At 73.1% G+C, this 21,363-nt stretch carries 17 protein-coding genes; 9 read left to right on the top strand and 8 right to left on the bottom strand.

All coding sequences use genetic code 11. From position 1 onward, the window contains the following. Window positions 1–69 precede the first annotated feature (69 nt). Genes FRZ03_RS18765 through FRZ03_RS18780 form a run of 4 tightly spaced genes read left to right on the top strand, consistent with a single transcriptional unit; the run spans window position 70 to window position 2,693 of the window. Complete coding sequence (locus FRZ03_RS18765) at window positions 70–489, top strand: roadblock/LC7 domain-containing protein (RefSeq protein WP_261399251.1); 420 nt, start codon at window positions 70–72, stop codon at window positions 487–489. Beyond that, a complete protein-coding gene (locus tag FRZ03_RS18770; protein ID WP_070022374.1) occupies window positions 486–842 on the top strand; it encodes a DUF742 domain-containing protein in 357 nt (118 codons plus the stop codon). Before FRZ03_RS18765 ends, FRZ03_RS18770 begins: the two co-directional genes overlap by 4 nt. Then, window positions 823–1,440 carry a GTP-binding protein gene (locus FRZ03_RS18775; RefSeq protein WP_146466321.1) on the top strand — a complete coding sequence of 206 codons (618 nt, stop codon included), beginning with the start codon at window positions 823–825 and terminating at the stop codon, window positions 1,438–1,440. Before FRZ03_RS18770 ends, FRZ03_RS18775 begins: the two co-directional genes overlap by 20 nt. After that, window positions 1,437–2,693, top strand: a complete 1,257-nt coding sequence (locus FRZ03_RS18780; protein WP_146466322.1) for a cytochrome P450 — start codon at window positions 1,437–1,439, stop codon at window positions 2,691–2,693. The genes FRZ03_RS18775 and FRZ03_RS18780 overlap by 4 nt, the downstream gene beginning before the upstream one ends. Before the next feature lie 103 nt (window positions 2,694–2,796). On the opposite strand, the gene FRZ03_RS18785 is transcribed toward FRZ03_RS18780, so the two are convergent. Both FRZ03_RS18785 and FRZ03_RS18790 read right to left on the bottom strand, forming a co-directional pair. Continuing rightward, window positions 2,797–4,023 (bottom strand): cytochrome P450, encoded by a 1,227-nt coding sequence (locus FRZ03_RS18785; protein WP_146466323.1) that lies wholly within the window; start codon window positions 4,021–4,023, stop codon window positions 2,797–2,799. A gap of 124 nt (window positions 4,024–4,147) precedes the next feature. Beyond that, window positions 4,148–5,080 carry a LysR family transcriptional regulator gene (locus FRZ03_RS18790; RefSeq protein WP_146466324.1) on the bottom strand — a complete coding sequence of 311 codons (933 nt, stop codon included), beginning with the start codon at window positions 5,078–5,080 and terminating at the stop codon, window positions 4,148–4,150. A gap of 100 nt (window positions 5,081–5,180) precedes the next feature. On the opposite strand from FRZ03_RS18790, the gene FRZ03_RS18795 reads away from it, so the two are divergent. Further along, window positions 5,181–6,347: an MFS transporter gene (locus FRZ03_RS18795; protein WP_261399252.1), complete on the top strand. Its 1,167-nt coding sequence runs from the start codon at window positions 5,181–5,183 to the stop codon at window positions 6,345–6,347. A gap of 131 nt (window positions 6,348–6,478) precedes the next feature. Here the strand turns inward: FRZ03_RS18795 and FRZ03_RS18800 are convergent, their stop codons facing one another. Next, window positions 6,479–7,201 (bottom strand): maleylpyruvate isomerase family mycothiol-dependent enzyme, encoded by a 723-nt coding sequence (locus tag FRZ03_RS18800; RefSeq protein WP_186785491.1) that lies wholly within the window; start codon window positions 7,199–7,201, stop codon window positions 6,479–6,481. Between the two features lie 220 nt (window positions 7,202–7,421). On the opposite strand from FRZ03_RS18800, the gene FRZ03_RS18805 reads away from it, so the two are divergent. Genes FRZ03_RS18805 through FRZ03_RS18815 form a run of 3 tightly spaced genes read left to right on the top strand, consistent with a single transcriptional unit; the run spans window position 7,422 to window position 13,213 of the window. Further along, window positions 7,422–8,399 carry a hypothetical protein gene (locus FRZ03_RS18805; protein WP_146466326.1) on the top strand — a complete coding sequence of 326 codons (978 nt, stop codon included), beginning with the start codon at window positions 7,422–7,424 and terminating at the stop codon, window positions 8,397–8,399. A gap of 42 nt (window positions 8,400–8,441) precedes the next feature. Beyond that, window positions 8,442–10,289, top strand: a complete 1,848-nt coding sequence (locus FRZ03_RS18810) for an HSP90 family protein (RefSeq protein WP_146466327.1) — start codon at window positions 8,442–8,444, stop codon at window positions 10,287–10,289. A gap of 2 nt (window positions 10,290–10,291) precedes the next feature. Further along, window positions 10,292–13,213, top strand: a complete 2,922-nt coding sequence (locus FRZ03_RS18815; RefSeq protein WP_146466328.1) for a hypothetical protein — start codon at window positions 10,292–10,294, stop codon at window positions 13,211–13,213. 97 nt (window positions 13,214–13,310) lie between these two features. Here the strand turns inward: FRZ03_RS18815 and FRZ03_RS18820 are convergent, their stop codons facing one another. Genes FRZ03_RS18820 through FRZ03_RS18840 form a run of 5 tightly spaced genes read right to left on the bottom strand, consistent with a single transcriptional unit; the run spans window position 13,311 to window position 19,726 of the window. After that, window positions 13,311–14,258, bottom strand: a complete 948-nt coding sequence (locus FRZ03_RS18820; RefSeq protein ID WP_398660663.1) for an ROK family protein — start codon at window positions 14,256–14,258, stop codon at window positions 13,311–13,313. 17 nt (window positions 14,259–14,275) lie between these two features. Further along, complete coding sequence (locus FRZ03_RS18825; protein ID WP_146466330.1) at window positions 14,276–16,006, bottom strand: dipeptide ABC transporter ATP-binding protein; 1,731 nt, start codon at window positions 16,004–16,006, stop codon at window positions 14,276–14,278. Next, window positions 16,003–16,902, bottom strand: a complete 900-nt coding sequence (locus tag FRZ03_RS18830) for an ABC transporter permease (RefSeq protein ID WP_146466331.1) — start codon at window positions 16,900–16,902, stop codon at window positions 16,003–16,005. The genes FRZ03_RS18825 and FRZ03_RS18830 overlap by 4 nt, the downstream gene beginning before the upstream one ends. Then, entirely contained in the window at window positions 16,899–17,858 is a 960-nt protein-coding gene (locus tag FRZ03_RS18835; protein WP_146466332.1) for an ABC transporter permease, read from the bottom strand. The genes FRZ03_RS18830 and FRZ03_RS18835 overlap by 4 nt, the downstream gene beginning before the upstream one ends. 50 nt (window positions 17,859–17,908) lie before the next feature. Beyond that, window positions 17,909–19,726, bottom strand: a complete 1,818-nt coding sequence (locus FRZ03_RS18840; protein ID WP_146466333.1) for a peptide ABC transporter substrate-binding protein — start codon at window positions 19,724–19,726, stop codon at window positions 17,909–17,911. A 311-nt stretch (window positions 19,727–20,037) separates the two neighbouring features. On the opposite strand from FRZ03_RS18840, the gene FRZ03_RS18845 reads away from it, so the two are divergent. Next, window positions 20,038–21,270 carry an ROK family protein gene (locus FRZ03_RS18845; RefSeq protein ID WP_146466334.1) on the top strand — a complete coding sequence of 411 codons (1,233 nt, stop codon included), beginning with the start codon at window positions 20,038–20,040 and terminating at the stop codon, window positions 21,268–21,270. Window positions 21,271–21,363: the final 93 nt, after the last annotated feature.

Below are 21,363 nucleotides of genomic sequence, written 5' to 3' on the forward strand. Positions count from 1 at the left end.
CCGAGTTCATGAGATTGGAGGAACGGGCCGGTGACCGGTCAGCCGGGTACCACCGTCCCCTCACCCATCATGCAGACCACCGACAACAGCCTCACCTGGCTCCTCCAGAACCTCCTGGAGCGCACCCCTGGCACCCGGCACGCCCTGGCCCTGTCCCGGGACGGCCTGAAGCTCTGCTGGACCGAACACCTGACGCTCGACCAGGCCGACCAGCTGGCGGCGATCTGCTCCGGCATCCAGGCCCTGTCCCACGGCGCGTCCGTGGAGTTCGGCGACGGCACCGGCGGCGTCCGGCAGTCCATGACCGAGTTCCACGGCGGTCTGCTGTTCATCGTGGAGGCCGGCGAGGGCGCGCACCTCGCCGTCCTCGCCGAGGAGGACGCCGACCCGGGCGTGGTGGGCCACCAGATGACGGAGCTGGTGGAGCAGATCGGCGAGCACCTGCGCGCCGAGCCCCGAGAGCCCCTTCCCGGGAGTGCCGCGTCGTGATGCGCAAGCCCGTGGACACCGGTGACCCCGACCGGCTCTACACGGTCACGGCCGGCCGGAGCCGCGCCGACGACTCCTTCGACCTGGTCACCCTGATCGTCAGCGAGTGCCGGCCCACGGCGGGCATGCAGTCGGAGCACGCCCGGATCCTGGAGCTGTGCGAACACCCCACGGCCGTCGTCGAGATCGCCGCGGAGCTGAAACTGCCCATCACGGTGGTGCGCATCCTGCTCGGGGACCTGCTCGACACCGGCCGCATCACCGCCCGCCGTCCGCGCGCGGCGCAGTCCGTCGCCTCGCTCCCCGACTCCGCCCTTCTCAAGGAGGTGCTCCATGGGCTCCGCAACCTCTGAGCTGCCCGCCCGCCGCACGCCACTGGACGATGCGGCGGAGACCGGACTGAAGATCGTCATCGTGGGCGGTTTCGGTGTCGGCAAGACGACCCTGGTCCGCTCGGTCAGCGAGATCCGGCCGCTGAACACCGAGGAGGTGATGACGCAGGCCGGCGTCGGCCTCGACGAGACCAGCGCGGTCGCGTCGAAGACCACCACGACGGTGGCGTTCGACTTCGGGCGGATCAGCCTCAACGAACGCATGGTGCTCTACCTGTTCGGGGCGCCGGGGCAGGAGCGCTTCTGGTTCCTGTGGGACCGGCTGTTCTCCGGCACGCTGGGTGCCGTGGTGCTCGTGGACACGCGCCGGATGAACGACTCCTGGTACGCGATAGACCGGCTGGAGCACCACAAGACGCCTTTCGTGGTGGCCGTCAACCGCTTCGACGACGACACCCACCGGTACTCCCTGGAGGAGATCCGCCAGGCGCTCGCCCTCTCCGACGAGGTGCCGATGGTCGACTGCGACGCGCGGGTCCGGCAGTCCGGCAAGGACGTGCTGATCACCCTCGTGGACCACCTGTACGAACTGGCGATGGCCCAGGAGGCGACACCGTGACCGATCCCTCTTCCGCGCACCAGGCCCCGCCGGGCTGCCCCGCCCACACCGCAGCGGTGCGCCTGGCGGGGCTCGAGTACCAGCAGACGCCGGCGCAGATGTACCGCGCGCTGCGCCGCGAGCACGGCGCGGTGGCGCCGGTGCTGCTCGACGGGGACATCCCGGCCTGGCTGGTGCTCGGCTACTCCGAGGTCACCTACGTGACCAGCCACGACGAGCTGTTCGCGCGGGACTCCCGGCGCTGGAACCAGTGGGAGAACATCCCGGCGGACTGGCCGCTGCTGCCGTACGTCGGCTACCAGCCGTCGGTGCTGTTCACCGAGGGAGACGAGCACCGGCGGCGGGCCGGGGTGATCACGGAGGCGCTGGAAGGCGTCGACCAGTTCGAGCTGGCGCGCAACTGCCAGCTGATCGCCGACCGGCTCATCGCCGCCTTCGCGGGCAGCGGTCAGGCCGAGCTGATGACCGGGTACGCGCACGCCCTGCCGATGCGGGCCGTGGTGCAGATGTGCGGGATGCCGACCTCCGGCGAGGACACCCAGCGGCTCGTCGAGGATCTGCGGATCTCGCTCGACGCCGCGGAGGGCGACGACCCGGTGGCGGCGTACGGGCGGGTGGGCGAGCGGCTGCGGCAGCTGGTGAAGGACAAGCGGGAGAACCCCGGCCCGGACGTCACCTCGCGCATGCTGCTGCATCCGGCGGGCCTGACGGACGAGGAGATCGTCCAGGACCTGATCTCGGTGATCGCCGCGGCGCAGCAGCCGACCGCGAACTGGATCTGCAACACGCTCAGGCTGCTGCTGACGGACGAGCGGTTCGCGGTGAACGTGTCGGGCGGCAGGCTCAGCGTGGGCGAGGCGCTCAACGAGGCGCTGTGGCTGGACACGCCGACGCAGAACTTCATCGGCCGCTGGGCCGTCCGGGACACCCAGCTGGGCGGGCGGCAGATCCGGGCGGGCGACTGCCTGGTGCTGGGCCTCGCCGCGGCCAACACCGATCCGCAGATCTGGCCCGACGCCCACGTGGGCGCGGAGAACGCCGCGCACCTGTCGTTCAGCAACGGCGAGCACCGCTGCCCCTATCCGGCACCGCTGCTGGCGGACGTGATGGCGCGCACGGCCGTGGAAACGCTGCTGGAGCGGCTGCCCGACCTGGTGCTGTCGGTCGAGCCGGAGACGCTGACCTGGCGCCCGTCGATCTGGATGCGGGGGCTGACGGCGCTGCCGGTGCGGTTCACTCCCGTGGTGCAGTAGGGCGGGCGCCCGGTGATCCGGAGGGCGGGCGCGCCGCCCCACCCGGTGGTGCGGCAGCGCGGGCCCCTGGGTCCCTGGGCGGGGCCCGTCGCCGCGGCGCCGTTCAGACGGCCGAAACCGGGGTGAACCGCACCGGCAGTCGCTGCGGTCCGCGGGTGAAGACGCCTTCCTCGACCGGCTCGAAGCCGTCCGCGAGGCGCATGTCGGGCATGGCGTCCAGCAGTTGGCCGACGCCGGTCTCGACCTCCGCCTTGGCGAGCAGCGCGCCGACGCAGAAGTGCCGGCCGAGGGCGAAGGCGAGGTGGTCGGCGGCGGCGGAGAAGGCGGTCGTGGTGGTCAGGTCGTCGCGGAAGATGTCGAAGCGGTCGGGATCGCGGTAGCGGCTCTCGTCCCGGTTGGCGGCGCCTATCAGGCAGGTGACGGTGACGCCGGCGGGTATGGTGCCGCCGCTGAGCTTCACCTCGGTCGCGGACTGCCGCATGATCATGTGGACGGGCGGGGTATACCGCAGGGTCTCGGCGAAGGCCCGCGGGATCAGGTCGCGGTCCGCGCGGACGGCGGCGAGCTGGTCGGGGTGGCGCAGCAGGTTCGCGAAGATGCCGGCGATCGCCTTGTCGGTGGTCTCGCCGCCCGCGGCGAGCAACAGGCTGCAGAACGCCTTGATGTCCTCGTCGCTCATCCGCACGCCGTCGACCTCGGCGCTGCACAGCGTGGACAGCAGGTCGTCGCCCGGGTTCTCGCGGCGTTCCCGGATGATCGGCAGCATGTAGGCGGCGAACTCGGCGCGGGTCCGCTCGCCCGCCGCGGCCACCTCGGCGTCGCCCGAGAGGTTGCCGAGGAAGGCGATGACGGACGTGTACCAGCGGTGGAAGCGCGCGTGGTCCGCCTTGTCGAGCCCCAGCATGTCGGCGATCACATTGACCGGGAAGCGGGTGGCGTAGTCGTCGACCAGGTCGGCGGAGCCGGCGTCCCGGAAGGCGTCGATCAGTTCGCGCGAGTTGCGCTCGATGACGGGGAGGAACTTCTCCTGGAGGTCGGCGCCGCGGAAGGCGGGGGCGACGAGGGCCCGGCGCACGGCGTGCTCACGGCCGCTGAGCTGGAGGATCGTCTTGCCGTGCACGGGCTCGATCTGCCAGTCGTAGTTGTCGGTGGTGAACTCGCCGTTCTTGTCCTTGAAGACGCGCTCGACGTCGTCGTAGCGCGAGATGATGTAACTCCCCGTCGCCTCGTGCCAGATCAGGGGCGCGGCGTCGCGCATCAGGCGGTACGCGGCATAGGGGTCCGCGGCGAATTCGGGCGAGAGGATGTCGGGCACCTGCACGGTGGGCATGGAGCTCCCTCGGGATCGGTGACTGGCTTACGCCACACGGTGGTTGAACCATGATCAACCCAAGCGGCCCTCACCGGAAGGGCAGTTGGCGGGATATCCCTGCAACCGGAATCCGGCACGCGGGTCAGACGGCGTTGGGCCAAGGCGAGTTGACGATGGGGCCCATGTCCTGCGCGAGGGCCACCGCGAGGGCCCGGAAGATCCGTACCTCCGGGTTGTCGTCACCGGCCCGCACCGCGAGGTAGCTGCTCGCCCACGGCGCGTCCAGGACGGGGACGAAGACGGCGCCCGGCCACGCGTAGTACCGCGCGAAGGAGCGCAGGCCGGAGCCCGCGGCCCGCCCGGTGACCACCCCGGTCAGCACCTCCTGCGGGGTGACGGCGAACTCGGAGCTGCGGCGCTGGACGCGGTCGTCGAAGTACAGGTACTCGGTGAACGTGTGCGGGGTGTGCCCGGGGACGCGGAACAGCGGCAGCTCGGCGAGGTCCGCGACCCCGACCCCGGAGGTCCGGGCGTCGGCCAGCGGCGACCGCTCGTGCACGACGATGATCCGCTGCTCGGTGGTGAGCACGTCCGTCAGGAGCCGCTCGTCCTGCGGGCTGGGCCGCACGAAGGCCACGTCCACCCGGTCCTCCACCAGTGCGGTCACATGCTCCGTGAAGTCCAGTTGCCGGATCTCCACCCGCACCTCGGGCCGCGCCCGCCGGTACGCGTTGATGGCCGCGGGCGTCAGCTCCGCCGAACCGTGCCCCATGATGCCCACCCGCAGCGGCCGCCCGCCGTCCGCCTCCCGTGTGACCTCCGCCAGGTCGTCGAGGGCGGCGTTCGCGGCGTCGAGGAGCGTGCGCGCGTGTCCGGCGAGCCGCACACCGGCGGCCGTCGGCACGACGGGCGAGCCGGAGCGGTCGAGGAGCCGGGCGCCGACCTGGCTCTCCAGACGGCGCACGTGCTGGGTGACGGCGGGCGGCGACAGGAAGAGCCGCGCCGCGGCCCGCCCGAAGTGCCCCTCTTCGACGACCGCCAGGAACGACGACAACAGCCGCAGGTCAAGCACCATGCGAGCAGGGTAGACGGGGAGCCGGGCAGGGGGCGCGGGCCGTTCACGAATCGTGAAGGTGCGGCGCGCGCCGAACGGTCGGGCACGTACGAAGGGGAGCATGACCGCACCCCCTGCCACCGCTCCCGCCGCCGCCGTTCCCGCGACCGCCGTCGCCCGGGGCGCCCGCGCCGCCTGGATCATGCTGGCCTCCGGCTGGAGCGCCAACCAGTTCTCGGCCCTGCTCGGCGCCTACCGCGGCCACTTCGGCCTCACCGAGTCCTCGGTGACCGGCCTGTTCGCGGTGTACGTCGTCGGTCTGATCCCGGGGCTGCTGATCGCGGGCCCGCTCGCGGACCGCGGGGGACGGCGCGGGGTGGCGCTCACGGCCCTCGCGCTCAACGTCCTGTCCACCCTGTTCCTGATGGCCGGCGGCGCGTGGGGCCACACCTGGCCGCTGCTGCCCGGCCGCTTCCTGACCGGTGTCGGCGCGGGCGCGCTGCTGGCCGCGGGCAGCGCCTGGGTCAAGGAGCTCTCCGGCTCGCCGCGCCGCCCCGGCCTGTTCGTCTCCGCGGGCTTCGCCACCGGCGGCCTCGCGGCGGCGCTCATAGCCCGTTGGGCCCCCTGGCCGATGGTGACGGCGTACGTCCCGCACGTCGTCCTCGGGGTGGCGGCGGGGTGGTTCGCGCTGGCCGCACCGGAGACGCACAGGCCGGCCCCCGCCCACGGCGTCGCGGCCGCCCACGAACACACCGGGCACCGCTTCCGGCGGACCGTGCTGCCGCTGGCGCCCTGGGTCTTCGCGGCCCCCACCATCGGCTTCGTCACGCTGCCGAGCTCCCTCCACACCGGTCTGGTCCTCACGGGCCTCGCGACGGCCGTCGTCCCCGGTACCGGTCTGCTCACCGCCCGGCACGCCCGGTCCACGCCCACCGCGGGCCTCCTGTTCGTGGCGGCCGGCACGGCCACCGCCGCCGTCGCCGCCGCGCGGGGGAACGAGCCCCTCGCCCTCCTCGCCGCGATCGTGCTCGGCGCGGGCTACGGACTGGCCCTCACCCACGGGCTCACCCGCACAGCCGCCCTCGCCCCGCCCCACCGGCTCGCCCGCTGGACGGCCCGGTTCTGGGCGGTGGCCTACCTCGGTATGTTCACCCCGTACGTCCTCACGCTCCTCGGCCGCCTCACGACGACGCCGGTGCTGCTCGCGGCCGTCGCACTGCTCGCCCTGGCCCACGCCGGGTTCGCCGCGTTCCAGGCCGGCCGGCCGACGCGAGCCCGCACGCCGTGACACGTTCCGGCGCCGCCGAATGAGCCGTCGAGCCGCCGAACGAGCCGTAGGGGAATGCATCGGGGATTCGTCCCGCCCATGACAGCGCCGCCGGGCCGGGGCGCGGGGCCTCGCTCCGGGCCGAGGCCCGGTCAGCTGCGCCAGACCGGCGGAGTCGGCAGGGGGCCGGGCGGTTCGACGGCCAGTGACCCGCCGTCGGTCCGCCCGGTGAGCCAGCCCAGCAACTCCGCCGCAGGACCGGTCACCCGTGGCCCCGCTCCGGCTCCGACCACCCGTGGGACCCGGTCCTCGACGGCGACCAGCGTCATCGGCGGGGCGGCGGGGTCGTCGCGCAGACGTTGCACGGTCGTCCTAAGCTCACGGGCGACGAGGAGGGCGGGCCAGCGGTCCGGGCCATGACCGGTGGCCAGGTCGGTGTGGTGGACCTCCACCTCGCGCAGCATGCTCCCGACGGCCCCGCGCACCGGCCGCAGGCCGCCGCCGAGCCAGCGCACCGGCACCTCCCAGGCGTCCGCCGGGTGGTCGCCGGCCGCGGCGAGGAAGCCGCGCAGCGCGGTCTCCATGTCGTCGACGAGGACGGCGGCGGGCCGGCCGGCACCCTCCTCGATCTCCCGCGCCCGCTGGGCTTCGTCGGCGTATTGCGGCAGGTCGAGCCCCGAGCGGGCGGCGGCGAGCAGCCGGTGGCGGGAGTCGGCGCTGCGGGCCAGATGGGTGAGGACGTGGGCGTTCGTCCACCCGGGCAGCAGCGACGGGGCCCGTACCTCCTCGTCCGACAGCACGGCGGCGGTCGCCAGCAACCGGTCGACGCGGGTGCGCAGCAGGGGCAGGAGCGAGGCGGGGCTGTCGGCGGGCATGGGTCTCCGATCGGTGACGACGCGTCGCCTCCCCTGTTCCCCGGCCGCGGCGCCCGGCACGTCGCTCGTCGGGCGGATGCGCGGAGCCGGCCCCGGAACGGGCGGGGCGCGAGGGCGGTACCGGCGTGGTGAAGTACCGGCGGAGATCCCGTGGAGGTGGTGTCGGTGGGTCCGCTTATGCTGCACCGGACGATCACGCGGAACCTGGGGAGGGCGCGGCATGTTCGACAAGCTGTTCGGGGAGAGACCGGCGGCGGATCCGCACGCCCTGCCCGTCCCGCGGTGGCAGAGGAACGGGATGTACACCCTGCGCGCGCTCGGCGACGCGCGCGTGCTGACGCTGGTGGACGCGGCGGCCGCGGGTGACTGGGCGGGGGTCAGGGCGGCGCTGGCCCCCTTCGACCTGGGCCGCGACGATCAGGTCCTCGGTGAGCTGGCCGACGTCAGTGGTGTGCAGGACTGGATCGGCCGGGCCGTCGAGGAGGACAAGGAACACCGGGCGACGGCCCTGCTGATCTCCGGCGCGCGCCACATCGTCTGGGGCTGGGAGGCGCGGACCCGCGCGCGTGCCGCGGACGTCACACAGGAGCAGTGGAGGGTCTTCCACGAGCGCCTCCAGCTCGCCGAGGAACAGCTCTTCGAGGCCGCCGAGTTGCGGCCGGACTGGGTCACGCCATGGCGCCGCCTCCTCACCTCCGGCCGCGGCATGTCGCTGGGCCCCGCCGTCAACGAGACCCGGCTCGACGCCGCCCTGCGCCGCGCTCCGCTGGACCTGGAGACCCACGTCCAGTGGGTGTCGCAGTTGCAGCCCCGCTGGGGCGGCGAGCCCGGCGAGGCCCTGGCGTTCGCCCGCCAGGCGTTCGCCGCCGCGCCCGACGGCCATCGACTCGGATGCGTGATCGCCATGGCGCACATCGAGGACTGGGTCGAGACCGGACGCGATAACTGCCTCATGACCCCCGAGATCCAGGACGAGTTGCTGGAAGCGGCCGAGCGCAGCATCCTGCACCCCGCCTATGTGCGGCGGCCCGGCTGGCAGCACGACTTCAACATGTTCGCCATGGCCTTGTCCCTGGCCTGCGAGCGCATCGCGCTGCCGCTCGTCTTCCGCGAGCTGAAGGGCGCCTACACCGCGTGGCCCTGGCAGTACATGGGACAGCCGGAAAAGGCGTACGCCCGCGCCCGGAGCAATGCCTGAACCCGCTGCCCACCCGCCGCTCATCTCACCCCGGACTGCCCGATGACTCTGCCCGACACCCCTTCGAGCCCGGCCGGCACCGATCGCACCTTCCAGGTGGATCTGCGCGGCCTCGTCGACCTCCTCTCCCACCACCTCTACTCCAGCCCCCGCGTCTACCTGCGCGAACTCCTGCAGAACGCGGTGGACGCAACGACCGCGCGGTACGGCCTCGAACCGGCCGCCACCGACGGCGCGTTCGGCATCCGCCTGTACGCCGACGGTTCGCACGTGCGCGTGGAGGACGACGGAGTCGGTCTCACGGAGGCCGACGTGCACGCCTTCCTCTCCACGATCGGCCGCAGCAGCAAGCGCGCCGAGGCGATAGCCGAGCAGCGCGCCGACTTCATCGGCCAGTTCGGCATCGGTCTGCTCTCCTGCTTCCTGGTGGCGGACGAGATCCATGTCCGCAGCCGCTCCGCCCGCACCCCGGACGCCCCCGTCGTCGAGTGGCGGGGCCGCGGCGACGGCAGCTACTCCGTGCGCACCCTGCCCGCCTCCGCCCGCCCGCGGCCCGGCACCACCATCACGCTGACGCCCCGCGCCGACGCGCAGGAGTGGACCCGGCCGGTGCGGGTGCACGCGCTGGCCCGGCACTTCGGCTCCCTGCTGCGCCACCCGGTCACCTTCGACGACGGCACGGGCGGTCCGGGCGCGGCCGTCAATCCCGAGCCCGCACCCTGGGCGCGCGCGTACCCCACGCCGGGAGCACGCACCCGCGCGCTGGCCGCGTACGGCGAGGAGGTCTTCGGCTTCACGCCGCTGGACACCATCGAACTCGATCTGCCCGCCGTGGGCCTGAGGGGCGTCGCGTGCGTGCTCCCCGAGGCGGTGCCGGCCGGGCGCCGCCACGGCCACCGCGTGCACGTCAAGGGCATGCTGCTGGCCGAGCAGGCCGAGGAGATCCTGCCCGAGTGGGCGTTCTTCGTCCGCTGCGTCGTCGACGCCGAGAGCCTGCGCCCGACGGCGTCCCGCGAGTCCCTGTACGAGGACGACACCCTCGCCGCGGTCCGTGACGCCCTCGCCGAACGGCTGCGGGCGTGGATCGCCCGGATCGCCGCCAGCGACCCCGAACTCCTCGGCAGCTTCCTCCGCGTCCACCACCTGGCCGTGAAGTCGCTGGCGGTGCACGACGACGAGATCATGCGGATGCTGCTGCCCTGGCTGCCGTTCGAGACCACCGACGGACACGCCACGCTGGACGAGTTCGCGCGCACCCACCGCACCGTCCTCGTGACGTCCAGCGTGGAGGAGTTCCGGCAGGTCGCGGCGATCGCCTCGGCCGCCGGGCTCGGGGTCGTCAACGGCGGCTACACCTACGACCGTGAACTGGTCCACCGGCTGCCGGAGATACGGCCGGAGGTCAGCGTCGCCGACCTCGACCCGGCGACGCTCACCGCTCACCTCGACTCCGTCGACCGGGAGACGGAACTGGCCGCCGCGTCCTACCTGGCCCTGGCCCGTGACGCCCTCGCGGTCTTCGACTGCGACGTCGCGCTGCGCACCTTCCAGCCCGCTTCCGCGCCCGCCCTCCTCCTCGACAGCCGCGAGGCCCGGCACGAGCGCACCCGCTCCCAACTCGCCCGCGAGCAGCAGGGCGGCGTGTGGGGCGACATCCTGGGCCACCTGCGGCAGGAGGCCCCGCGCGCCCAGCTGATCCTCAACCAGCTCAATCCCCTGGTCCGGACGGCCGTCGCCATCGACGAGCCCGAACTCGCCCGCACCAGCGCCGAGGCCCTCTACGGCCAGGCCGCGATGCTGTCCAGGCGCCCGCTCAGGCCCGCCGAGTCGAGCCTCATCAACCGCTCCTTCCTCGACCTCCTCGCCCACGCCCTCCGCAAGGACAGCTGACGATGCCGACCGCACCCCAGACCACCGACGAGCTGTACCGGGCGCTCGAGGAGAACGACCGGCGCCCCTACGGCCGTACCCGCACCGTCACCGCCGAGGAACTGGTCGACGCCGCCGAGCGGTTCGCCGACCCCGTCCCGCTCGTGCACGCGCTCCTCGAACTCCAGGAGGCGTACAACTACGGCGCCGAACCGCGGAAGTCGCCCGTCGTCTTCGCCCGCCTGCTGACCCTCTTCGACGAGCAGCCCGACGTCTTCGACGAGCGGCTGCGCCACACGCTGTTCTGGCGGTTCAAGTGGGTGGCGCACGCCCTGCGCGCGCTGCCCGAGGTACCGCTGACCGGCCTTCGCCAGTGGCTGACGGAGATGCGCGACCGGTACGAGAAGGCCGGCCTCGGCCTCCAGCCCTACTACGGGCAGGCCTACCAGCTCGCCGCCCACGTCGGCGAGGGCACCGACCTCGCCTACGAGCTGTGGGCGGCCCGGCCCCGCACCGGGCTCAGCGACTGCGAGGCCTGCGAGATCTGCGAACGCGCCCTGTACCACCTCGCGGCGGGCGACGACGAGCGGGCGCTGCGCACCTGGGAGCCCGTCCTGGCCGGGGCGGAGTCCTGCCAGGAGGAGCCCGCCCGCTCCATCTCGTACGCGCTGCTTCCGCTGCTGCGTACCGGCCACGCCGACCGGGCCCGCGCACTGCACCTCACCGGCTACCGGGCCTGCCGCCGCAGTTCCTCGATGTCCGGGGAGGTCGGCCGGCACCTGGAGTTCTGCGCGCTGACCGGCAACGAGGCACGCGGCCTGGAACTGCTCGCCGAGAACCGGAACCTGTTCGACGACGTCGACTCGCCGCTGGACCTGCTCGACTTCCTCACCGGAGTGGAGGTCCTCCTGCAGCGCGTCGATCTCCTCGGCCACGGCGAACTGCGCGTCGCCGGGTACGCGGGCCGCACCTGGACGGTGACCGGCCTGCGCGCCGAGGTGCGCGACCGCGCCGACGACCTCGCCGCCCGCTTCGACGCCCGCAACGGGACCACGGCCCACACCGACCGGCGCAGGGCCCGCCTCGACCGCGCCCCCCTCCTGGACGCACTGGAACTGACCCTGCGCACCCGCGGCCTCGACGACATGGCCCCGGTCGCCGCGCCCGCCGCCCGCGCGGCGGCCGCCCTCCCCGAGACGCTGCCCGAACTGATCCTCCGGGCCCGGGAGTCGGACGAGCGGGGCCATCCGGACGCGACGGCCTGCTGGGCGCGGCTGCGCACGCTCGTCGCCGCCCCCGACTACGCCCACCCCGACGACCCGGCCCTCGGACCGCTGGTACTGCTGCGCGCGGACCTGCTGGCCGACGAGGCGAGCCTGGCGGGCGACAAGGACGAGTTCGACGCGGCCGCCGCCCGGTACGAGGAGGCCGCGAGCCTGTACGACGAGGCCGGAGCGCCGGGGCACGCGGTCCTCGCCCGCGCCTGCGCCCTGCTCCTCGCGGCACGGGTCCCCGAGGAGCGGGGCGACGGTGCCGAGGCGCAGGCCGCCGCGCTGACCGCGGCCCACGCCGCTCTCGTGGAGCTGCACGAGAAGACGTCCGGCCTCGCCCCGTACCAGGAGGCCCGTCTGCTGCGGCTGCGGGCGACCGCGCTCGGCCTGCGGTTGCAGACGTCGAGGAACGAGGAGCACATCGCGCCCGTCCTCGCCGAGGCGGACCTGCTGCTGGCCTTCGCCACCCGGCACGAGATCGACGGGCAGATCTCCGGCGCCCTGATGCTGCGGGCCAGTACGTACGCCCTCTCCGGCGAGCTGCCCGTCGCGGCCACGGAGATCGACGCCCTCCTCGACCGGCTGAGGGCGCACGGCCCCGCCTGGCACCTGCCCCGCACGCTGGGGCTGCGCGGCCGGATACGGCTCGGCCTCAAGGACGCGCAGGCCGCGCACGCGGACCTGACCGAGGGCCTGCGACTGGCCTCCGACTGGCCCTCCGGCACGCTCGGCACCGCCCGCCTCCACGGTGATCTGGCCGAGGCGTGCATGCGCCTGGGCCGGCCCGACGAGGCACTGCGGCACCTGACGCGCTCGGCGGAGACGGAACTGCGCCACGGCAGCCGGACGGACGCGTTCTGCGCCTACGCCAACGCGGCGCAGCTCGGCCTCGACCTCGGCCGCATCGAGGACTGCATCGCTCTGCTCGACTCCCTCCTGGCCGAACCGGACGTCACCGCCGGCGCGCTGGACGACCGGCTCGTCGCCCAGTTGCGCCTGACCCGCGCCCGCGCCCTGCACGCCGGGGAGGACCTCAAGGCCGCCAAGGTGGAGTTCGCCGCCCTCGCGGCCGAGTCGGCCGGCTGGGACGACGACCCGGGGAGCCACGCGATGATCGCCGCGGAGACCGCCGTGCTCCTCGCGGAGTCCGGCGAGTTCGGCCGCGCACGCGAGGCCGCGGACCAGGCCCTCGCCGCCCACGTCCGGGCCCCGCGCTACGAGCAGCTCAGCAACTGCCTGCGCGAACTCGCCCGCCTCCAGGCCGAGCGGCAGGGGGCCGAGGGCCTGGCCGGAGCCCTTGCCTTCCTCGCCGACGCGGGAAGGATCGCCGACGAGGCCCGCGCCGCGAACCACCGGGCGCGCGGCCGCGGCCTGGACAGCGCCCTCGCCTACGAGCACGGACGGGTCAACGCCTACGCCGGGGAGTACAAGACCGCCCTGGCCGCCCTGGAGGAGGCCGTCACCCTGCTCGGCGAACCGGGCGCCGACGAGAACCACGCCGGCGAGTGGGCCGAGTGCGTCCGTCTCGCGGCCGCCGTGGAGGGCATCTACCTGGAGCGCCCCGACCCCGCCCGCGCCCGCCTCGATGAAGCCCTCTCCCGTCTCACGGCCCTGGGGCACACCGAGGAGACCAAGCCGCTGACCTCGCTGGCGGCCCGGCTGCGCGAGGGCTGACCGCGCACCGCACGCGACCCCGTGGCGCAGACCGATGGGACAGCCCCGCTCGGCGGGGCTGTCCCATCGGCCTGCGCCGGTTGTCGAGCGCCGCGCGTCAGCGCTCGCGCGCCGATGCCGACAGGGCGGGGCGCGCGCCCCCGTCAGAGGTCGTGCCCAGGCGGGCGAGGGCGGCGGCGCCCACCGGTACGGCGTCGGTGCCGAGTCCCGCCCGGACCAGGCGGACGGGGTGACCGCTGACCGGGGGCTCCTCGGCGAGCCGGGCGAGGACGGCCGGTTCGAGCAGGTGCCAGGCGCGGCTGACGCCGCCGCCGATCACCACCGTGGTGATGTCGACGAGGCCGGCCGTCATGACGACCGCCCGGGCGAGCCCGGCGCCCGCCGCGCGGAACACCGCGAGGGCGTCCTCGTCGCCGTGCGCGGCCGCGTCGGCGACCTCCCGCGCGGTGCGGCGAAGGCCGGTGCGCTCGGCGTAGCGCGCGCCGATGGAGCGGCCGGAGGCCAGCGTCTCCAGGTGGCCGCGGCCGCCGCAGGTGCAGCCCAGGTCGCCGAACCCGGGGATGTGCCCGATCTCGCCGGCCGCGCCGTGCGGTCCGGCGAACAGCCGGCCGTCCGTCCACACGGCGCCGCCCACGCCCGTACCCAACGCGATGCCCAGCACGTCGCGTTCGCCCCGGACCGCGCCCGAGGCCACCTCCCCGCGCAGGAAGGCGTTGACGTCGTTGTCGAGGTACGCCGGTACACCCAGGGCGTCCGCCACGGCCGCGGTGACCGGGAAGCCCGCCCAGCCGTGGAAGGAGTCGCTGGCCACCAGGATGCGGCCCGCGGCGGAGTCCACCACCCCGGCCGCGCCCACGCCGGCGCCGGCCAGCCGGCCGGGGACGCGGCGCAGCAGCGGTGTCAGCGCGCCGAGCGCGGCGTCGATCATGGCCTGTCCGCCACGGGCCGCCGGAGTGCCCGTCTCGGCCCGGGCCAGCACGGTGAGGTCGTCGTCGCAGAGCACCACCTGGGTGGTGGTCCCGCCGATGTCCACGCCGGCGTACAGCGTCCGGTCGTGCTCGCTCACGCCTCGCCCTCCGTGCGTCCGGCCGCCAGGGTGGCCAGGCGCTCGGCTCTGCGCCCGCGCTGGACCACCGGGTCGGGCACCGGAACGGCGGCCAGCAGCCGCCGGGTGTAGCCGGTCTCCGGGTGCAGCAGCGTCGTGCCGGTGGGTCCCTGTTCCTCGATCCGCCCGGCCCGCATGACGGCGACCCGGCGGGCGAAGTGCTGGACGACGGCGAGGTCGTGGGAGACGAACAGGCAGGCGAAGCCCAGTTCGTCCTGGAGCTCGGTGATGACCTCCAGCACGGACTCCTGCACGCTCACGTCGAGGGCGCTGGTGGGCTCGTCGGCGACCAGCAGCCGGGGTTCGAGCACCAGGGCGCGGGCCAGGCTGACCCGCTGGCGCTGCCCGCCGGAGAGCTCGCCGGGGGCGCGGCGGACGATGTCGCGGGGCAGCCGGACCCGGTCGAGCACGGCTTCCACACGGCCGCGCCGGTCCTGCGCGGACAGCTCACGGCGGTGCACCCGCAGCGGCTCGGCGACGCACTCGCCGACCGTCATCCTGGCGTCGAGCGAGGCGACCGGGTCCTGGAGCACCACGCCGATGCCGGACCGCAGCGCCCGGCGGGCGCGGGAGCGGGTGCGGGCGAGGTCGGCGCCGAACAGGGACACGGTGCCGGACGTCGGCGTGATCAGGCCGAGCGCGACCCGCGCCGCGGTGGACTTGCCGGAGCCCGACTCGCCCACCAGGCCCAGCGTCTCGCCGGGGCGGACGGCGAGCGAGACGTCGTCCAGGGCGCGCACCGCGCGCCTGCCGCGGCCGAACACCACGGAGACGCCGCGCAGTTCGACGACCGGTGCGACGTCGGTCGCGCTGCCGGATGCGCCCTCCGGGGCGGGCTCGCGGTCCGGGGCGGGCCGGTCGGCCTCGGCGACCGACAGCCGGGGCACGGCGGCCAGCAGCCGCCGGGTGTAGTCGTGCGAGGGGCGCAGCAGGACGTCCTCGACGGGGCCGGTCTCCACGATCCGGCCGTGGTACATCACCGCGACCCGGTCCGCGAAGTCGGCGACCACGCCCATGTTGTGGGTGACGAGCAGCACGCCGGTGCCGGTCTCGGCGGCGAGCCTGCGCAGCAGGTCGAGGATCTCGGCCTGCACGGTGACGTCGAGCGCGGTGGTCGGCTCGTCCGCGATCAGCAGCGCGGGGTCGTTGGCGATCGCCATGGCGATGACCACCCGCTGCCGCTGGCCCCCGGAGAGCTGGAAGGGGTAGGCGGCCGCGCGCTTCTCCGGCTCCGGGATGCCGACCCTGCGCAGCAGGTCGACGGCCTGGTCGGCGGCGTCCCGGGCGGAGACGTCGCGGTGGTTGCGGATCACCTCGGCGATCTGCTTGCCGATCCGGGTGAGCGGGTCGAGCGCGGTGGCCGGCTCCTGGAACACCATGGAGACGGTCCTGCCGCGCAGCGCGGCGAGACGGGCCTCGTCGGCGGCGACGATGTCGGTGCCGTCGATCACGGCCCGGCCGGTGACCCGGGCGTTGCCGGCCAGCAGCCCCATCGCGGCCAGCGCGACGGTGGACTTGCCGGAGCCCGACTCGCCGACCAGGGCGAGGGTCTCGCCGGGGCGGACGTGCAGGGACACGCCCCGTACGGCGGGCACCCGGGCGGACTCGGTGGTGAAGACGACGGCGAGGTCGTCGAGTTCGAGAATCGGCTCGGCCGTCGCAGCGGCACTGGCCTGGGTGGCGGTCATCCGCGTCCCCTCACGTCGAATGCGTCACGGAGCCCGTCCCCGATCGCGTTGAACGCCCACACCACCAGGATGATGGCCAGGCCGGGCGGCACGATGAGCCACCAGTAGCCGGAGTAGGCGGCGGTGAGCCCCGCCGAGAGCATGCCGCCCCAGTCGGTGGCCGGCGGCTGCACGCCCAGGCCCAGGTAGGAGACGTAGGCGACGAGGAGGATGGCGTCGGCGATCTGGAAGGTGGTGGCGACGATGACGGTCGACACGGAGTTGGGCAGGATGTGCCGCAGGATCGCGCGGGCGTGCGTGCCCCCGATGGCCCGCAGGGTCAGCACGTAGTCGCGGTTCTTCAGGGTCAGGGTCTCGGCCCGGATCAGCCGGGACGGCACCAGCCACGACACCAGGCCGAGGATGAGGATCAGACCGCCGAGGCCGGGTGTGGTGATGGCGGAGACCACCAGCAGGATGAACAGGGCGGGGATGGCGATGCCCGCGTCCACGATCCGCATCATCACCGCGTCGATCCAGCCGCCGGCGTAGCCCGCGGCCGCGCCCCACAGGGTGCCGATCACGGTGGCCAGGACGCCCGCGGCCAGACCGACGATCAGCGACACCTTGCCGCCGTACATCAGCCGGCCCAGCTCGTCGTGGCCGACGGCGTCGGTGCCGAGCCAGTGGGCGCCGCTGGGGGAGAGGTTGACCTGCTGGAGCGCGGTGTGGGTCTGGTCCGTGGAGTACACCAGCGGGCCCACGAAGCAGAACAGGACGAAGAAGGCCACGACGCACAGGCCGGCGACGGCGAGCCGGTTGCGCAGGAAGCGCCGGACGGCGAGCCGGGCGCCCGAGGTCTCACGGGGGGCGCCGGCCGTGCCGGGCGTCTCGGCCGGCTGGATGACGGTGCTCATGACCGGCCTGCCTTCACTCGGGGATCGATGATCCGCTGGACGATGTCGGCGAGCAGCGTGCCGACCACGGTGGCGACGGCGATGACCAGCACGCAGCCCAGCAGGACCGGGTAGTCGGAGGCCTGCGCGGCGGTCCAGAACAGCAGCCCCATGCCGGGGTAGTTGAAGAGCTGCTCCACCACCAGCGCACCGCCGAAGAGCACCGGCACGTAGTAGCCGAGCATGGCGACCACCGGGGTCAGGGAGTTGCGGAAGACGTGCCGCCGCAGGATGGCGCGGGGGCGGGAACCGCCGGCCCGCGCCGTCCTGACGTAGTCCTCGGAGAGGTTCTCCAGGGTGGCGGCGCGCATGTAGCGGCTGAACACCGCGACCATGGAGGCGGCGCCGGCGACCACCGGCAGCACCAGGGCCTGCGGGTCGGAGAACACCTGGGCGAGCGTGTCCCCCTGCGGCGCCTGGGACGGGAACCACGGCAGCACCTGGCTGAACAGCAGCACCAGGATCAGCCCGAGGAAGTACACGGGCGTGGAGTAGGCGATGAAGCTCAGCGTGGTGATGACGTAGTCCACCGGCTTGTTGCGCCGCACGGCCTGCCACATGCCCAGCGGGATCGCCAGGAGGAGGCCGATGACGGCCGACAGGACGGTGAGGACCAGGGTCTTGGGCAGCCGCTCCCCGATGAGCCGGGCGACCGGCGCGTTCAGGGTGTACGAGGTGCCGAGGTCGCCGTGCAGCAGCTGGTTCAGGTAGTAGAGGTACTGCACGGGCAAGGGCTTGTCGAGGCCCTGTTCATGGTTGAACCGGGCGATCTGCTGTGCCGTGGCCTGCGGGCCGAGGATGCCGCGGGCGGGGCCCCCGGGCAGGGCGTGCAGCAGACCGAAGACCACGATCGTCACGATGAGGATCACCGCGACGGCCTGGAGGACGCGTCTGATCAGGTACGAGGGAGTACTCATGTGTTTTCCGGTCGCTTCGGCTCAGGTGTGCGCGGGGTCGCCGGACGGGCTCACTTGTTCGTCCACTTCCACATGGCGGGGTGGAAGTTGGCGAGCGAGTCCTGGGCGAAGCCGCCCAGCCCGTCCCTGACCACGGAGACCTGGTAGTCGGGCTCCGGCAGCCAGATCACCGGCAGGTCCTCGGCCAGCGCGGCGCTGTACTTTTGGACGGCGGCGGTGGAGCCGGAGGTGGTGGTCTCGGTGATCAGCTTGTCCACCGACGGGTTGGAGTAGCTGCCGAAGTTGGAGCCGCCGCCGGTCTGGAAGAGCGCGTCACCGCTCGGGTACGCCGGGAAGTACCAGCTGCCCGCGGTGCCGAAGAAGGACAGCTGCCACTTGCAGCCCGACTGGCCGGAGGTGCACTGGCCGGCCTGCGAGAGGACGGAGTTGACCGGGGCGGTCTTGATGGTGAACTTGATGCCGGTCTTCGCGAAGGAGGACTGGAGCGCGCTCATCATGTTGTCGGTCACGGTCGAACCGGACTGGGACAGCACCTGCATCTCGAACGTGGTGCCCTTGGCGACGCCCGCGCCGCACTGGTCGCTGCCGCTGCCCGCGTGGTCGCACACCATGGTGCCGTTCCGCTCGGTCCAGCCGTGCGAGGTCAGCAGCTGCCTGGCCTTGGCGGTGTCGAACGGGTACGGGTTGTCCTTCTGCTTCGGGGAGACGAAGTCGGAGGCCTGGCCCTGGGGGATCGGGCCGTAGGTGGGGACCGCGGTGCCGTTGAAGACCACCTTGGACAGGCTGGTCTGGTCGACCGACATCTGGATCGCCTGGCGGGCGTACAGCTGCTTGAAGACGGCGCCCATGGCCGGGTTGTTGAAGTTGTAGGGCATATAGGTGATCGCCCAGCCCGCCCACGGCTTGACCGTGTAGCCCCGCGACTTGAAGGAGGCCTCCTGGCCGAGGTCGGTGGCGTTGATGTAGCCGTAGTCGACCGTGCCGGCCCGCAGCGCGTTCTCCTCGGCGTCGGTCGTGGTGAACGGCAGCAGGTTGACGTTCTTGATGTTGGCCTTGCCGCCGCCGTCGTACTTGGCGTTGGCGGTCAGCTCGACCTTGCCCGCGGTGGAGAAGGACTTGAGGGTGTAGGGACCGCTGACCGTCTTCCAGAGCGGGTCGGTGGCGTAACCGGAGATGTTCTTGGCGGCGTTGTTGAGGTACGTCCAGACCCGCTTGGCGCCGGCGGGGGTGCGGTCCAGGTCGGAGACGGCGCCGGAGTCGCTGGTCTTGTCCCAGACGTGCTGCGGCATCACGCGGATCATGCTCAACTCGTTGGCGAGCATCCACTGTTGGTTGTACGCCTTGTCGAACGTGATCGTGAGGTGCGTGTCGTCGACGATCTTCAGAGAGGTCCAGTTGTCCGGCGCCTTGCCCGGGCTGTAGCTTGCCCAGTCGGCCTTGTCGGCCTTCACCAGGTTGAACCAGAACTCGACGTCGCGCGAGGTGATCGGCTTTCCGTCGCTCCAGTGCCGGTTGCCGAGGGTGATCGTGACGCTCTTGCCGTCCTTGCCGAAGTCCGCGGCGGTGGCGAGGGAGTTGTCCTTGTTCCAGCCGACCTGGCCGGTGGAGCCGTCGTAGGCGATCAGCGGCTCCCAGAGGACCTGGGATATGGAGGAGTTGTTGGTGTTGAGGTGTGCGGCCGTGCCGACCGGGAGGATCCAGTTCGGCGTGAAGTTCGCCGGAAGCGCGTAGTTGATGGTGTCGCTGGAGTTTCTGCCGGACGACGAGGTGCCGCCCCCGGAACAACCGGTGAGCAGGGCGCCGGACGTGACGGCGGCGCCTGCGACGAGGGCCCAGCGGCGGCCGGTCGCCGTACGAGCAAGAAACATGATTCTCCTCGGATCGAAAAAACCCGCGATGCGTCCCGGTGCAGGCCGGGGCGGGCGCCGGAGGGATCGGCGCCGCGTGGTGGACAGTCAACGACCCACGCGCCGAACAAACAAACACGAATTAATAACAAGTAAGTTTCTGCGGTTCTGACATAAGCCCTTGAGGGCTTGTCCGGTTCCCGAAAGCACAGCCTTTGATGTGATTTGCCGGGCTGCCTGTCACGGCAATGACGTCCAAGAAGTGGTTCCCGTCCGCGTTGTGCGGGCGTACTGTCTGCGTCACACCAACTGTTGCGGAAGTTACTTCGTACATGACTGAAATAAGTGCCCCGAACCGCCAGCCCGCGAAAGGGACTTCCCCCCTCGCCGTCCGGGTCCTGGAACTCGTGGCCTCGGGCCAGGCGTCGTCGCGCGCCGAACTCGCCGCACTGCTCGGCGCCGCCGCCTCGACCGTCTCCGTCGCCGTGGGTCAGCTGGTCGAGCGCGGGCTGATCGCCGAGGAGGGCACCCAGTCGTCCACCGGCGGGCGCCCCCGCAAGGTGCTGCGGCTCGGCGGCACCGACGAGTTCGCCGTCGCCGCCGACCTCGGCGGCCGGCACGCCCGGATCGGCGTGGTGCTGCCCGGCGGCCGGCTGGGCGAGGTCTCCACCGTGCCGTTCGTCATCGCCGACGGCCCCGAGCAGGCGCTGCCCCGGCTCGCCGAAGCCCTGGAGGCGCTGGCCGAGGAGCGCGGACGCGACCGGATGCGGGCCGTCGGGCTCTCCCTGCCGGGCCCCGTGGACATCGAAGCGGGAGCCGTCGTGCTCCCGTCGCGGATGCCCGGGTGGAACCGCTTCCCGGTCGCGGCCTGGCTGGAGGACCGTTTCGGCGTGCCGAGCGCGGTCGACAACGACGCCAACTGCATGGCGATGGGCGAGCACACGGTACGGCCCGCCGAGCACCGGCAGTCGATCATGGTGAAGATGGGCTCGGCGATCGGGGCCGGCGTCATCGTCGACGGCCGCCTCTACCGGGGCGCGACCGGCGCCGCCGGCGACATCACCCACATCCGGATCGACGGCGCCGCCGACATCCCCTGCTCCTGCGGCAAGACCGGCTGCCTGGAGACCGTGGCCTCCGGCGCCGCCCTGGTGCGCATCCTGCGCGAACGCGGCGCCGACGTCGGCTGCATCGAGGACGTCGTACGCCTCGCCGTCGACGCCAACCCCGAGGCCACCGGCGCGGTCCGCCGGGCCGGGGAGCACCTCGGGCAGGTCCTCGCCGCCAACGTCAACTTCTTCAACCCGGACGCCGTCTACCTCGGCGGCATCCTCTCCACCCTCGAACCCTTCGTCGCCGCGGTCCGCAGCCAGCTGTACGAGAGCTGCCACCCGCTGGTCACCGAGCACCTCACCATCGAACGGGCCCGCCTGGGCGCGGACGCCGGAGTCGTCGGCGCCGGACAGTTCGCCCTGCAACAGGGCATGGCCCACGCCGTGCGCGACTTCGGCGGCACCGGGCCGGGCGCCGCGCGCCCCGGCCGCGCCGCCCCCCGCACCCGCTGACGCACCACACCCCTACGAGGAGCCATGTCGGAATCCCGCACCGCCGCCGCCCGCCCACACGCGCAGAAACTCCGCCCTCCCCCTAGCGGCACA

It is taken from the genome of Streptomyces misionensis, assembly GCF_007896895.1.
GTDB lineage: Bacteria > Actinomycetota > Actinomycetes > Streptomycetales > Streptomycetaceae > Streptomyces > Streptomyces misionensis_A.